At 63.2% G+C, this 15,191-nt stretch carries 9 protein-coding genes; 7 read left to right on the forward strand and 2 right to left on the reverse strand.

The features are described from left to right. The first annotated feature begins 94 nt into the window (after nt 1-94). Together K288_RS0107250 and K288_RS0107255 are read left to right on the forward strand one after the other, a co-directional pair. On the forward strand, nt 95-1,060 hold the full coding sequence (locus tag K288_RS0107250) for a DnaJ C-terminal domain-containing protein (protein ID WP_027578927.1): 966 nt from the start codon (nt 95-97) through the stop codon (nt 1,058-1,060). 608 nt (nt 1,061-1,668) lie between these two features. Beyond that, nucleotides 1,669-2,205: a transposase gene (locus K288_RS0107255; RefSeq protein ID WP_027578928.1), complete on the forward strand. Its 537-nt coding sequence runs from the start codon at nt 1,669-1,671 to the stop codon at nt 2,203-2,205. Nucleotides 2,206-2,348: 143 nt separating this feature from the next. On the opposite strand, the gene K288_RS0107260 is transcribed toward K288_RS0107255, so the two are convergent. Continuing rightward, entirely contained in the window at nt 2,349-3,122 is a 774-nt protein-coding gene (locus tag K288_RS0107260) for an anti-sigma factor (RefSeq protein ID WP_027578929.1), read from the reverse strand. A gap of 76 nt (nt 3,123-3,198) precedes the next feature. Further along, a complete protein-coding gene (locus tag K288_RS0107265; RefSeq protein WP_027578930.1) occupies nt 3,199-3,690 on the reverse strand; it encodes a sigma-70 family RNA polymerase sigma factor in 492 nt (163 codons plus the stop codon). Between the two features lie 274 nt (nt 3,691-3,964). On the opposite strand from K288_RS0107265, the gene fabI reads away from it, so the two are divergent. From fabI to K288_RS49490, 5 genes are all read left to right on the forward strand, one after another. After that, nucleotides 3,965-4,783 (forward strand): enoyl-ACP reductase FabI, encoded by an 819-nt coding sequence (gene fabI, locus K288_RS0107270; RefSeq protein WP_027578931.1) that lies wholly within the window; start codon nt 3,965-3,967, stop codon nt 4,781-4,783. Between the two features lie 11 nt (nt 4,784-4,794). Continuing rightward, nucleotides 4,795-5,394, forward strand: coding sequence for a histidine phosphatase family protein (locus K288_RS0107275; protein WP_027578932.1), 600 nt, complete (start codon nt 4,795-4,797; stop codon nt 5,392-5,394). A gap of 84 nt (nt 5,395-5,478) precedes the next feature. After that, nucleotides 5,479-6,564 (forward strand): chorismate synthase, encoded by a 1,086-nt coding sequence (gene aroC / locus K288_RS0107280; protein WP_027578933.1) that lies wholly within the window; start codon nt 5,479-5,481, stop codon nt 6,562-6,564. Between the two features lie 20 nt (nt 6,565-6,584). Next, the gene (locus tag K288_RS0107285) at nt 6,585-7,781 is read left to right on the forward strand and encodes an adenylate/guanylate cyclase domain-containing protein (RefSeq protein ID WP_027578934.1); all 1,197 of its coding nucleotides are present in this window, start codon (nt 6,585-6,587) and stop codon (nt 7,779-7,781) included. 700 nt (nt 7,782-8,481) lie between these two features. Then, the gene (locus tag K288_RS49490; RefSeq protein ID WP_244443083.1) at nt 8,482-15,132 is read left to right on the forward strand and encodes a DUF4082 domain-containing protein; all 6,651 of its coding nucleotides are present in this window, start codon (nt 8,482-8,484) and stop codon (nt 15,130-15,132) included. Nucleotides 15,133-15,191: the final 59 nt, after the last annotated feature.

Genomic DNA, 15,191 nt, shown 5'->3' on the forward strand with positions numbered 1-15,191 from the left:
GTTGCAAAAATGCCACTGCGCCCCCAAATGACACCTAGGTGGGCGACAAGCCCGAAAAATTCAGGTCTGATTTCCCGTGAAGGAGACGTGACGGATGCGCGACCCCTATGAGGTCTTGGGGGTGCCGCGGAGCGCCAGCGCTGCCGCGATCAAGAGCGCCTATCGCAAGCTTGCCAAGAAGCATCATCCCGACAGCAACAAGAACGATCCGAAGGCTGCGGAGCGTTTTGCCGAGATCAACTCGGCCAACGAAATCGTTGGCGACGAGGAGAAGCGCAAGCAATTTGACCGCGGCGAGATCGACGCCGAGGGCAAGCCGCGCTTCCAGGGCTTCCCCGGCGGAGGCTTTGGGGGTGGCGACCCGCGTGGCCATGCCGGCCCGGGCGGGTTCGAAACCTATACGTTCCGCAGCGGCGGAGGCGGCATGGAAGGCGGCGCGGGCGGCTTCGAGGATATCCTCAACAACATGTTCGGCGCCGGTGCGCGTGCGCGCAGTGGCGCCCGCCAGTTTGAGTTCGACACCGGCGGCGTCGGCCTCGACCTCGACCTCAGCGTCGCCATGACGGTGTCGCTGGAGGAGGCGGCGAACGGCGCCGAGAAGCGCGTCCGCCTGCCGACAGGCAAGGAACTCAACGTCAAGATTCCCGCCGGCGTCAGCTCCGGCCAGCAGATCCGGCTGAAGGGGCAGGGCGAGACGGCGGCCGGCCATCGTCCCGGCGATCTCCTGATCACCGTGACGATCGCGCCGCATCCCTTCTTCAAGGTCGACGGCAACGATCTCAGGATCGAGCTGCCGATCACGCTGTACGAGGCGGTGCTGGGCGGCAAGGTCCGGGTGCCGACGCTCAGTGGCGCGGTCGAATTGTCTATCCCCAAGAACACCTCAAGCGGGCGGACGTTTCGGCTGAAGGGCAAGGGTCTGCCGAAGTCGGGCGGCGGGGGCGATCTCTATGCCACCACCCGCATCATCCTGCGCGACGGGAACGATGCCGAGCTGGAAGCATTGATGCAGAAGTGGCGCGACCAGCATCCTTACAATCCCCGCAGCGATCTTGGCTGAGGGTGCGGCCTCGAGAGGGGGACCAGCGCTATACCAAACCCCAATCGAGGCCGCGAGCGCCGATCGGCGGATCGAACGCTGGCGTGATATCGCGGGAACATCCGGTGCGATTCTGAGACGCGCCGATGTCCTTATTCCAGATTTTCGATGACGGAATTGGGACATCGGGTGAGTACGCGTGATGTAGATGCCCGCAGCGTCCGCTGAGCCTCCACGGTGGCCTTGCGCCGATTGGCGTGGGCTATCGGTGTATCGAAGATGGCTATCGTTGTGTGGAAGACACACAGGCGGGCGTTTTTGCAAAACCCGGGATCGTCCGGTCTTCAGAATTGCCGCGCACGAACTACATAAGTCGTGCGATGGCGCTTTGCGCTGTCGCAGCCCTCCTTGGGCGTTTCCTCCCTAGACTTGGGCCGCTTGCCTTCGCAAGTGGCCCTTTTTTCTTAGAGGTGGCCAGTAACGATCGTGTCGGCTCAGTCCGTAGCCCGGATGAAGCGAAGCGCAATCCGGGGCCGGTCGATCCGCGCACGATCCACTGAGTTTTCTCGCGAGAGGTTATCCGCTGGTTATGCTACAAGCAAAGCCCTCACCAGTGTAACTTCACCATCATGGTCCGGTATCGGCGTAACTTTCTCCCTGGCGGAATCTTTTTCTTCACCCTGACGCTGGATGATCGCAGCTCGTCTGCACTGGTGGACCATGCCTCGCTGCTGCGCGCGGCGTTCCGAAAGACCCGCAACGAGCGACCGTTTGCTCTCGATGCCGTCGTTGTTCTTCCCGATCACCTGCACGCCATCATGACCCTGCCTGAGGGGGATGCGGATTTCTCGGATCGATGGCGCCGAATCAAGTCTGCCTTCACCCGCAGTGTCGTGGCCGCGGGTGTCCCGCTCTCACGCGACCACCGCGGCGAATACGCTCTTTGGCAGAAGCGCTTCTGGGAGCATACGATCCGCGACGAACGCGATTTCGAGCGCTGCGCCGATTACATCCATTTCAATCCGGTCAAGCATCGACTGGTCTCTTCGCCAGCCGATTGGCCGTTTTCCTCATTACATCGCTATGCTCGTGCTGGAATATTGCCCCGGGACTGGGGAGGCTATGGCGAGGCGGACCGTGGGAACTTTGGGGAGCGAGCGGATTGACCTGCATACAGGCTTTGTAGCCCGGGTGAAGCGCAGCGTAACCCGGGGATGGCCTCTCCGTCCTGGGAGCGGAGTCGCGGGCTGCGCTACCTACCCCGGGTTGCGCTGCGCTCCACCCGGGCTACGAGCGCGATCGTGCTGGCTCAGCTGCCGCTCTTTTCCATCTGGTCGTAGACGGCTTGTGCGATCTGGGTCAGGCGGTTGCGGTCGGTGCCGCCGCTGACGACATAGCCGACGCCGCGGTCCGCCCAGAACAACGCGCCTTCATTGCCGTGCGTGGCGTAACGCATCTGCGTGGTCTCGGCCTGCGCCTTCGAGGCATAGACCGTGAAGCGCTCGCCGGAGGCGCTCTCATACATCAGGAAGGAAGCCGGCCGCCCGGTAGGGCCGGGCAACAGCCGGCCGCCAACCAGTTTCAATCCCGCCGCCGACAGTTCCGGTGCGCGCACTTCCCAGCCGCAGCGCTTGGTCAGCCAGGCCTGCAGATGGGCGCGCTCATCGCCGGGCACCTCGACCGGATGGCGGACCTCGACCACGTAAAGCCGGTGCGCGTCCATCGCATCGATCGTGAAGCTCTGCAGCGGCGAGGGCGCGGCTGCCGCGCCGTGCGCGATCCAGCCGACGCCGCCGCCAGCGATGAACGCCACCAGCGTCGCGGCAATCGCGCCATAGACCAGCTTGCGCGGCTGACGCACGAGCTGCTCGATCTCGAGCCGCTTCGGCACCGCTTCATCGGCGACTGAATCGTAGCGTGCGTGCAGCACGTCGGCCATGGCCATCCACGACCGCACCCGCTCAGCGTCATCGGGGTGCGCCGCCAGCCATGCCTCGACATCGCCGCGGCGCTCCGCCGGCAATTCGTTGTCGACATAGGCGTGCAGCTCGTCCTCGGTAACGGGAATCCTGGGGTTGCTCATCGCAGTCGTCTCTGTCTAATTCTCAAGAAAAGAAATCGCCTCAACCTGATGTCATGGCTATGCATAACGCCTGCCATCACTTCACCCGCCTCAATGCCGTCGCCCGTTCGCCTTCGAGGAAGGCTTTAACGTGGGCGCGGGCCCGCGCAAGCCGGGACATCACGGTGCCGATCGGCACGCCCTGGATGTCGGCGACCTCGCGGTAACTCAGTCCTTCCAGCATCACCAGAAGCAGCGCCGCGCGTTGCTCCTCCACGAGCGTCGCCAGCGCACGCGCAATGTCGCGGCCTTCGGCCTCGGTGCCGCTGGCGTCCGGATTGTTGTCGAGCAGCGGCATGAACTGCGGCCGCCGCGCCAGCGAGCGGCGACGGTTCTTGTTGAGGTTGGTCAGGATCGTGTAGAGCCAACTCCTGACGTCGCCGCCGAGGAACAACCTTTCCGACCGCAGCGCCCGCACCAAGGTGTCCTGCACCAAATCATCGGCGATATCGGCATCGCGCGCCAGCGCCCGCGCGTAGCGGCGCAGCGCCGGGATCATGGCTTCAACACTCTGCCGGAACGCGGTCATGACACCGGATCTTCATCCTGCTTCGCTCGGACGCCTTATCCAACATAACACCTGAGTGACGTGGCTATTCCTTAGCGCGCTTTGTAGCCCGGGTGGAGCGAAGCGTAACCCGGGATTGGCCGGTCAATGCACAATCAGTGCGCAGGCTCTCCCGGGTTGCGCTTCGCTCCACCCGGGCTACAGGATCAGGCAAAATGAGCGTGAGGGGGACTGTACCGCGGTGGAGCGCTGGTGTACCTCCGAATACCAAATCCAATGCGAGAATGGACAGCGGATGGCACAGAAATCGGGTCTGATGCAGGGCAAGCGCGGCGTGATCCTTGGCGTCGCCAATAACCGCTCGATCGCCTGGGGGATCGCCAAAGCATGCCACGACGCCGGCGCGGAGATCGCGCTCACCTGGCAGGGCGATGCCCTGAAGAAGCGGGTCGAGCCCTTGGCGAAGGAATTGAACGCTCTCCTGCTCGGCCATTGCGACGTCACTGACGCCGCGACGATCGACGCGGTGTTCGACGTCGCCAGGGAGAAGTGGGGCAAGATCGATTTCGTCGTGCATGCGATCGCCTTCTCCGACAAGGACCAACTCGACGGCCGCTACATCGAGACCACGGCGGAGAATTTCTCCAAGTCGATGCTGATCAGCTGCTACTCGCTCACCGCGATCGCGCAGCGGGCGGAGAAGCTGATGACCGACGGCGGCTCGATCATCACGCTGACTTATTACGGCGCCGAGAAGTGGATGCCGCATTACAACGTCATGGGCGTGGCGAAAGCGGCGCTGGAGGCGAGCGTGCGCTATCTGGCCGCCGATCTCGGCGAGAAGAACATCCGCGTCAACGCGATCTCGGCAGGTCCGATCAAGACGCTCGCGGCGTCCGGCATCGGCGATTTCCGCTACATTCTGAAGTGGAACGAGTACAACGCGCCGATGCGGCGCACCGTCACGATCGAGGAGGTCGGCGACAGCGCGCTCTATCTGTTGTCCGATCTCTCGCGCGGCGTCACCGGCGAGGTGCATCACGTCGATTCCGGCTATCACATTGTCGGCATGAAGCGTCCCGATGCACCTGACATCTCGCTCGCCAAGGAATAGCTGCGGCTTCGATAGCAATGCCAACAATCTACTACATCCGCCATGGCGAGACGGCATGGAACGCGGAAGGCCGGCTGCAGGGCACCCTGGACATTCCGCTGAACGATCGCGGCCGCGCGCAGGCCTCCCATGCGGGCCATGTGCTCGCTGACCTTCTCGCGCGCGACCGGCTGGATCGGGTGTCGCTGCCTTACGTCTCGAGTCCGCTTGGACGGGCGCGCCAGACCATGGAGCTGGCGCGCGGCGCGCTGGAATTGCCGCCCGGCGATTATTCGCTCGACAACCGGTTGCGGGAGATCGGCTACGGCGTCTGGGAGGGCTCGACGCTGGCGGAGATGCAACTTGCCGATCCCGAGCTCTACGCCAAGCGCCAGACAGCGAAATGGACGATGGCGCCGGAGGGCGGCGAGACCTACGCCTCGGTGCAGCTTCGGGTGCGCGAGTGGTACGACACGCTCCTGGTCGACACCGTTGCCGTCGCCCATGGCGGCACCTGCCGCGCCCTGATGGTCTCGCTCGGCATCGAAACCCCTGATAGCGCCGCGGACCTCTACATCGAGCAGGGCGCCGTCTATGTGTTTCGCGACGGCGGGCTGGTGAAGTATAGTTAACCGCTTGCTCCGTCATGCCGGGTCAAGCCTGGCCATGACGAGGGAGGCATTTGACCGACTTCTCTCGCCGCGTTACGACAAACCATGTCCCACAACACCTTCGGCCATTTGTTCCGGGTCACGACCTTTGGCGAGAGCCACGGGGTCGCGATCGGCTGCGTGGTCGACGGCTGTCCGCCGCTGATCCCGCTGACGGCCGAGGACATCCAGCACGATCTCGACCGCCGCCGCCCGGGCCAGTCCCGCTTCACCACCCAGCGCCAGGAGCCGGATGCGGTGAAGATCCTGTCCGGTGTGATGGCGCATCCGGAGACCGGCGTGCAGGTGACGACGGGCACGCCGATCGGCCTCCTGATCGAGAACACCGACCAACGGTCGAAGGATTATTCCGAGATCAAGGACAAGTTCCGTCCCGGCCATGCCGACTTCACCTATGAGGCCAAATACGGCCTGCGTGATTATCGCGGTGGCGGCCGCTCCTCGGCGCGCGAGACCGCGACCCGCGTCGCCGCCGGCGCGATTGCGCGAAAAGTCCTGCCGGAGATCAAGATCCGCGGCGCGCTGGTGCAGATGGGTCCGCACAAGATCGATCGCGACAGATGGGATTGGGATGAGATTGGCCGCAACCCGTTCTTCTGCCCGGACAAGGACAAGGCGGCGTTCTTCGAAGACTATCTCGATGGCATCAGGAAGAAGGGCTCCTCGATCGGGGCGGTGATCGAGGTCGTGGCCGAGGGCGTCCCGCCAGGCCTCGGCGCGCCGATCTATGCCAAGCTCGATAGCGACCTTGCAGCCGCGATGATGAGCATCAATGCTGTGAAGGGCGTCGAGATCGGCGCCGGGTTCGGCGCGGCCGAATTGTCGGGCGAGGAGAACGCCGACGAGATGCGCACCGGCAATAACGGCGTGCGTTTCCTGTCCAACAACGCCGGCGGCATCCTGGGCGGCATCTCCACCGGCCAGCCGGTGGTGGTGCGCTTTGCGGTGAAGCCGACTTCCTCGATCCTGTCGCCGCGGCTGACCGTGGACCGCAGCGGCACCGAGACCGATATCATGACCAAGGGCCGCCACGACCCCTGCGTCGGCATTCGCGCCGTGCCGGTGGGCGAGGCGATGATGGCCTGCGTGCTCGCCGATCATTTCCTGCGGCACCGGGGACAGGTTGGATAGAACCTGACAGCACAGAGGCCGTGATGCAGATCGACATCAGGGGGATCGCAGACTGGCTGATCGACGGCGCAAGGTCGACCCCCGTTGTCACCGACATGATCTCCGAACTGTGCGGGCGCCTGGTCGCGGCCGGCATCCCGCTGTGGCGGGTCGGCTTCTTCATCCGGACGCTGCATCCCGAAATCTATGGGCGCAACTTCATCTGGAAGCCCGGCGAGCCTGTTGTCGTCGGTTCGGTTGATTTCGACATCAAGCAAACGCCGGAGTTCATGGCGAGCCCGCTTGCGATCGTCTTTGGCGAGTACAAGGAGGTGCGCTGCCGCAGCGACGATCCCGAAAGCCGCCGATTTCCCTTCCTCGACGACATGCGCGCGGAAGGCGTAACCGATTATGTGGCGATGCCGCTGCGGTTCATCGATGGCTTCACGCACGCCTCCAGCTGGACCACCAAGCAGGCGGGCGGTTTCACCGACGAGCAACTCGCTGCATTGCGATCGGTCCTGCCGGCGCTGACGCGTCTGATCGAGGTGATCGGCCTTCGCCGCGTCGCCGCGACCCTGCTTGACACTTATGTCGGCAACCGCGCCGGCACGCGCATCCTCGATGGTCATATCCGGCGCGGGCATGGCGAGACCATGCATGCGGCGATCTGGCTGTCGGATTTGCGTGGCTTCACTGCATTATCGGATCGGCTCCCGGCCGAGACCGTCGTCGACATGCTCAACCGCTATTTCGACTGCCAGGTCGCCTCGATCCGCGCGCATAATGGCGAGGTGCTCAAATATATGGGCGATGGACTGCTCGCCGTTTTCCCGATCGACGAGTACGTCGGCGATGCGCAACAGGTCTGTTCGCACGTATTGGAAGCCGCGCAGGACACGCGCGCCAGCGTCGAGGCGCTGCAATATCCGGTCGGTGACATCGTCGAGCGTTTCCGTTTCGGCGTTGCGCTGCATGTCGGAACAATTCTCTATGGCAATATCGGCGGCGGCAACCGGCTCGACTTCACCTGCATCGGCCCCGCGGTGAATCTTGCCGCGCGACTGGAGAGGATCGCCGGCCGGCTTGGCCGCACCGTCGTGGTCTCCGAAGGCTTTGCCGGCATCTGCCGTGGCGGCTGGGATGATCTCGGCGAATTTCCGATCGCAGGCTTCTCAAAGGCCCAGCGCGTCTATGGCCTGGTAGACGAGGAGTCGCAAGTTCGCCTCCTGGACTAGCGAGCACTGCGAGGCGGACGCTGGTTCGCGTGAAGAAAACGCGTCAAAACAAGAATCTAGAGCTTCGGTTTCTGATTCAATCAGAACCAGAAAATGCTCTGTTCCTCCTCGAGAGGGTGCGACAACAGAGCAAATTGAAATTAAATATTTATTGTATTATTCTCAACGTTTAATTCGATGAAATTAAATATTCTGGCAGTGCCGTGATTGTCGCAATCATTGTGAGTAACCGTTCAAATCGTGACCGAACGGCAGATCGCATCGCACCATCGGCACAGGTTCCGGTTTGCGGTCGCTGCCTTCGGTAGCATGGCTGTGCAGCGGTCCATGATTGGCCGCCCATAAAATTCAAAGTTATCGCTTCGGCATCAAGTCCATCGCCAAGGCTGCAAAGCCGCGCGTGTGTCATGCGTATTCTCTGTCGCGAGAGGACATCATGAGGTCGTTATACGAACGTTCTGGTTTGGGTCGTATCGCTCTCGGATTACACACCTGGCCCCGCACGCTCCTGCGAAGAAATCTCCAAGCGACCGATACAGACGCAGAGAACGAGCCGCTGTCGCTGCTTGCTGCACGGAATTCGTGGGAAGCTCCGCGCTTGGGCGCCGCTGCGTCGGCACCCACTGAACCTGCGGACGCCGGATTTGCAGGGGGGACAGCAGACGTCCGAACGCCGACTTCTGCAGTTGTCGAACCTGCGATGACAAATCCCGTCGTCATCCTCGGTCACGTCCCTTCAGCGAATTCGACCCCGCACATCATCGGATCTTCTACATCTCCAGCCGTCGCGCAGATTTGTGGTTGCGGCTACTTCATTGCACCAACACGGTTGCTCGATCAGAGAGCTGCCAATGCTGCGCCGGCGCAATTGAGCAGCCAGTTGCACGGCAGCCACGTGTCTGGCGGGGCAGATTTCGTGTTGACCGGTCATGCCGGGATGATGGGAGCCTCCGTCAGTGCTGACATGTCATTGGCAAACGTTGCGCCGCTCGCAAACTGGAATGCACTGTCGGGTGGAGGACCAATCCGGGATTGGGGCGTGCTGCCAGGCGGCGGAGAGACTGGCAGCGGTACCGGGAAGACTGAAATCGGAATTCTGTCCGGCTCCGTGACGAGCGCAACGCCTGCCCCTGCTGCGCGGCAGGCTGCCACGACGGCATCGCCCAACCTGCTCGCGGCCGCCGCGGCTTCCACCAATCCGATCGTCCTCGAGAACCAGAAGCAGGGAAACCCTGAGAGCGAATGGGGTATCGACGGTGCCGGCAGCTCGAATATCGAAGGTTTTGCCACCGACATCAGCATCAATCGCGGCAACCGGATCGACTTCAAGATCAACACGAATTCGTCGAACTACCGGATCGATATCTACCGCCTCGGCTACTACGGCGGCATGGGTGCTCGAAAGGTCGCCACCATTCAACACACGGGCGTGCAGAACCAGCCTGCGCCGCTACGCGACGCGTCGACCGGCTTGGTCGACGCCGGCAACTGGGCGGTCTCAGCCTCCTGGGACGTTCCGGCGGATGCCGCATCCGGCGTCTACATCGCAAAGCTCGTACGCCAGGACGGAACATCCGGCGAGAATCATATCCCGTTCATCGTAAGGGACGACAGCAGCACCAGCGATGTCGTCTTTCAGACGTCTGACACGACCTGGCAGGCCTATAACGGCTGGGGCGGGGCAAATTTCTATGGCGGCAACGGCCCAGCGACGGGTCAAGGTGCCGGGCGCGCCTACGCCGTGAGCTACAACCGGCCGATTGCCACCCGGGGCAACGTCGGAACGTTTGCAGGGCCGCAGGACTATTTGTTCGGCGCTGAATACGCGGCGATCTACTGGCTGGAGCAGAACGGTTACGACGTATCCTACATGTCGGGCGTTGACGCAGACCGTTACGGCAGTCTGCTCCTCAACCACAATCTCTACCTCGACGTAGGTCACGACGAATACTGGTCAGGGCAACAACGCGCCAACGTCCAGGCGGCCCGCGATGCGGGCGTCAATCTCGCGTTCTGGAGCGGCAACGAGATGTATTGGCGCACGCGCTGGGGCAACAGCATCAGCAGCGGCGCCACGCCCTATCGCACCTTGATCTCCTACAAGGAGACGTGGTCACCCGGAGCGTCGATCGATCCGAGCAACGAGTGGACCGGGACGTTCCGTGACCCGCGCCTCAGCCCGCCGGCGATCGGCGGAGGAATCCCAGAGAATGCCTTGATCGGACAGATGTTCCAGGTCGATGATGTCGGCCAGGGCAACCTGCAGGCGATCAAAATTCCCTATGACGACGCCAATCTGCGCTTCTGGCGCAACACCAGCGTTGCCAATCTTCAGCCGGGACAGACAGCGACGCTGACCAAGAACTATCTCGGCTATGAGTGGGACGAAGCGGTCGACAATGGATTCGATCCCGCGGGCCTGGTGCGGCTGTCCTCGACGACGGTTCCGGTCAGCACCTATCTGCTTGACTACGGCAACACAACCGGAAGCGGGACCTCAACCCATAACCTGACGCTCTATCGCGCGGCGAGTGGCGCATTGGTCTTCGGCGCCGGAACGGTCTACTGGGCCTGGGGCCTGAGCGACAATCACGATCTGGCGGCAACGCCCACCGATCCTCGCGTGCAGCAGGCGATGATCAACCTGCTCGCCGACATGGGCATCCAGCCGGGCACGCTCCAGCCGGGGATGATTGCCACTACGGCCTCGGCGGACACGACCCGCCCAACCTCCACCATCAACGCACTGGCAAGTCTTGTTGCCGGCAACGTTGTCACGATTTCCGGTACGGCAGCGGATCTTGGCGGCGGCGTGGTTGCCGGCGTGGAAGTCTCGACAGACGGCGGAGCGAGTTGGCACCCTGCCATCGGCGACGAGACGTGGACCTACACCTGGTCGCCGCAGGTTGCCGGGACCTACACCATTTTGTCTCGTGCGGTAGACGACAGCATCAATCTTGAAGCGCCTTCGGCGGGTCGCTCGGTGACCGTCACGGCTCCGAACTACATCACGCTCTTTCCGGGCTCGGCCACCCCCGACACCGTCAACACCACGGATGCAAGCGCCGCTGAACTGGGCGTGAGGTTCCAGACGGCGATTGCCGGCACCATGAGCGGCGTCCGCTTCTACAAGAGCAGCCAGGATACGGGCACCCACACCGGCTCACTCTGGACGAGCACCGGAACCTTGCTCGCAACCGCAACCTTCACAAACGAAACTGCCACCGGCTGGCAGAGCGTGGTTTTCTCCAGCCCGGTTACGCTGACGCCCGGCGCGACCTATGTCGCTTCCTATCACACGAATGTCGGCCACTATTCCTCCAGCGCGAACTACTTCACGGGCAACGTGACGAGTGGCCCGCTGACCGCTCCCGGGAGTGGCAATGGCGTCTATACCTACAGCAGCAACAGGGCGTTCCCGACCAGCACGTTCTCGGCGACAAATTTCTGGGTTGACGTCATGTTCAACCCCTCCACGGCCAACATTGCGCCGGTGGCAGTGAATGACGCCGGCCCGACCGCGACACGCGATTTGGCCATGACGATTGCAGCATCGTCCCTGACGGCCAACGACAGCGATCCCAACGGTGATTCACTGGTCGTCACCGCGGTGAGCGGAGCGACGAACGGCACCGTCGTCCTCAACACGCAATCCAATCCGCAGAACAACACCATCACGTTTACGCCCAATGCCGGCTACACCGGTCCGGCGAGCTTCGCCTACACGATCTCCGATGGGCGCGGCGGTACGGCGTCGGCCACTGTCAACTTTACGGTGGCGCTGCCCGGAGCCGCTCCCGTCAGCCTGTTCAGCGCGTCAAGTACACCGGCGCAGACCAACCTCAATGATGGGTCCCAGCTCCAACTCGGGATGAAGTTCACGTCCTCGGTCGCCGGGCAGATCACGGCGCTCAGATTCTATCGCAGCCCGGGTGACACCGGCATCAACACCCTCGATCTCTGGACCTCGACAGGCACCCGCCTTTCCACCGCCACCTTTAGCAGCACGTCAGCCAGCGGCTGGCAGACCGTCACGCTGCCATCAGCGGTTTCGATCACCGCCAACACCACCTATATTGCTTCCTATCACACCACCGGCGCCTATGTGGCGACCAACAGTTACTTCACCGCGGCCGTCACGAATGGTCCGCTGACCGCGCCTTCCACCACGACCGCCGGCGGCAATGGTGTTTATGCCTATGGTGGCACCAGCACATCCGGCATCTTCCCGACCAACACCTACAACGCCGCAAACTATTGGGTCGATGTCGTGTTCACGCCGTCGTCTGGCGCCGGCAACCAGCCGCCGGTTGCGAACAACGACAGCGGCTATACCACCACGCAGAATACCGCGGTGACCATTGCCGCATCGGCCCTGCTTGCCAATGATACCGATCCGAATGGCGATCCGCTGACGATCACGGGCGCGAGCGGCGCGGTCAACGGCACCGTCAGCTTCAACGCCCAGACCAACGTCGTCACCTTCACGCCGACCACCGGGTACACCGGCGCGGCGTCCTTCACCTATGCCATCTCCGATGGGCGCGGCGGCACCGCGAGTGCAACGGCGAATTTGACGGTGAACCCTCCAGCCAACCAGCCGCCGGTTGCGAACAACGACAGCGGCTATACCACCACGCAGAACACCGCTCTTACCGTCGCCGCATCGGCCCTGCTTGCCAACGATACCGATCCGAATGGCGACCCGCTGACGATCACGGGCGCAAGCGGCGCGGTCAACGGCACCGTCAGCTTCAATGCCCAGACCAACGTCGTCACCTTCACGCCGACCACCGGATACACCGGCGCTGCGTCGTTCAACTATGCCATCTCCGATGGGCGGGGCGGAACCGCGAGTGCAACGGCGAATCTGACGGTGAGCCCGGCAGCCAACCAGCCGCCGGTTGCGAACAATGACAGCGGCTACAGCACCACGCAGAACACGGCTCTGACCATCGCCGCATCGGCCCTGCTTGCCAACGACACCGATCCGAATGGCGACCCGCTGACGATCACGGGCGCAAGCGGCGCGGTCAACGGCACCGTCAGCTTCAACGCCCAGACCAACGTCGTCACCTTCACGCCGACCACCGGATACACCGGCGCCGCGTCGTTCACCTATGCCATCTCCGATGGGCGCGGCGGCACCGCGAGTGCAACGGCGAATCTGACGGTGAGCCCGGCAGCCAACCAGCCGCCGGTTGCCAACAACGACAGCGGCTACAGCACCACGCAGAACACGGCTCTGACCATTGCCGCATCGGCCCTGCTTGCCAATGATACCGATCCGAATGGCGATCCGCTGACGATCACGGGCGCGAGCGGCGCGGTCAACGGCACCGTCAGCTTCAACGCCCAGACCAACGTCGTCACCTTCACGCCGACCACCGGGTACACAGGCGCGGCGTCGTTCACCTATGCCATCTCCGATGGACGCGGCGGCACCGCGAGTGCAACGGCGAATCTGACGGTGAACCCGGCAGCCAACCAGCCGCCGGTTGCGAACAACGACAGCGGCTATACTACCACGCAGAACACGGCTCTGACCATTGCCGCATCGGCCCTGCTTGCCAACGACACCGATCCGAATGGCGACCCGCTGACGATCACGGGCGCGAGCGGCGCCGTCAACGGCACCGTCAGCTTCAACGCCCAGACCAATGTCGTCACCTTCACGCCGACCGCCGGGTATACCGGCGCGGCGTCGTTCAGCTATGCCATCTCCGACGGGCGGGGCGGCACCGCGAGTGCAACGGCGAATTTGACGGTGAACCCGGCAGCCAACCAGCCGCCGGTTGCGAACAACGACAGCGGCTACAGCACCACGCAGAACACCGCGGTGACCATCGCCGCATCGGCCCTGCTTGCCAACGACACCGATCCGAATGGCGACCCGCTGACGATCACGGGCGCAAGCGGCGCCGTCAACGGCACCGTCAGCTTCAACGCCCAGACCAACGTCGTCACCTTCACGCCGACCACCGGGTATACCGGCGCGGCGTCGTTCATTTATGCCATCTCCGACGGGCGCGGCGGCACCGCGAGCGCAACGGCGAATTTGACGGTGACAACGGCGACGGTGAGCCTATTCTCGACTTCGAACACGCCGGCGAATGTGTCGAATTCAGATACGTCGCAGGTCAATCTGGGCGTGCGCTTCACGTCGTCCGTGGCCGGCACCGTCACCGGCATCAGGTACTACAAGGGAGCCAATGACACCGGCACCCACACCGGCTCATTGTGGAGCAGCACGGGCACCCTGCTTACGACCGCGACCTTCACCAATGAAACCACGAGCGGCTGGCAGACGGTGACGTTCAACAGCCCGGTATCAATTACCGCGGGCACCACTTACGTGGCCAGCTTCCACAGCAATGGCCGCTACGCGACAACCGCCAACTACTTCACCACTGCACGCGTCAACGGCCCGCTCACGGCGTCCGCCGGGAACAACGGCGTCTACACCTACGGCACCGGCAATCTGTTCCCGACCAGCACCTTCAATGCCACCAATTACTGGGTCGACGTGCTGTTCAGCCCCGCGAGCGGCGGCACCAATCAGGCACCGGTCGCGGCAAACGATTCCGGCTTCAGCGCCACTCAGAACTCCGCGCTCTCAATCCCGGCGTCGGCGTTGCTCGCCAACGATACCGATCCGAATGGCGATGCCCTGACGATCACGGGCGTCAGCAACGGCACCAACGGCACCGCAAGCTTCAACGCCCAGACCAACACCGTCACTTTCACACCCAGTTCCGGCTATACGGGACCGGCGTCGTTCAGTTACGCCATCTCCGACGGCCGGGGCGGGACGGCGAGCGCATCCGCCTCGCTGACCGTCAACGCAGCATCCGCGAGCGTCATAAGTCTGTTCAGCTCCAATCCGACACCGAGCACGGTGTCAGTCAATGATCCGAGCTCGGTAGAGCTCGGGTTCAGATTCCAGTCCTCCAGCGCCGGCGACATCACCGGGCTGCGCTTCTACAAGGGCCCGACGAACACCGGCACCCATACCGCGAATCTCTGGAGCAGCACCGGCACGCTGCTTGCCACCGCCACCTTCACCAACGAGACAGCCAGCGGCTGGCAGCAAGTCAACTTCGCCACCCCGGTCACGATCACTGCGGGAGCGACGTATACTGCGTCCTACCACACCTCAGGAAACTACTCCGCCGATCCCAACCTGTTCGCCTCGGCGGTCAGCAACGGGCCATTGACCGCACCCTCATCGGCTTCGATCGGAGGCAACGGCGTGTATGCGTATGGATCAAGCAGCCTGTTCCCGACCAACACCTACAATGCGACGAGTTACGGCGTCGATGTGCTGTTCCGTCCGCAACTTGCGGCATGACAATCGGACCTGCCGGCGTCAGGGACCGGCCGATCGTGCGGGCAGCTGACATTGCGGGG

Source organism: Bradyrhizobium sp. Ai1a-2 (genome assembly GCF_000426245.1).
In the GTDB taxonomy this organism is placed as follows: Bacteria; Pseudomonadota; Alphaproteobacteria; order Rhizobiales; family Xanthobacteraceae; genus Bradyrhizobium.

What these genes read in the sequence shown, in the direction of transcription:
- K288_RS49490 (WP_244443083.1), top strand. Translation starts at nt 8,482, where the DNA reads ATGACAAATCCCGTCGTCATCCTCGGTCACGTCCCTTCAGCGAATTCG.
- K288_RS0107250 (WP_027578927.1), top strand. Translation starts at nt 95, where the DNA reads ATGCGCGACCCCTATGAGGTCTTGGGGGTGCCGCGGAGCGCCAGCGCT.
- aroC (WP_027578933.1), top strand. Translation starts at nt 5,479, where the DNA reads ATGTCCCACAACACCTTCGGCCATTTGTTCCGGGTCACGACCTTTGGC.
- K288_RS0107255 (WP_027578928.1), top strand. Translation starts at nt 1,669, where the DNA reads ATGGTCCGGTATCGGCGTAACTTTCTCCCTGGCGGAATCTTTTTCTTC.
- K288_RS0107265 (WP_027578930.1), bottom strand. Translation starts at nt 3,690, where the DNA reads ATGACCGCGTTCCGGCAGAGTGTTGAAGCCATGATCCCGGCGCTGCGC.
- K288_RS0107260 (WP_027578929.1), bottom strand. Translation starts at nt 3,122, where the DNA reads ATGAGCAACCCCAGGATTCCCGTTACCGAGGACGAGCTGCACGCCTAT.
- fabI (WP_027578931.1), top strand. Translation starts at nt 3,965, where the DNA reads ATGGCACAGAAATCGGGTCTGATGCAGGGCAAGCGCGGCGTGATCCTT.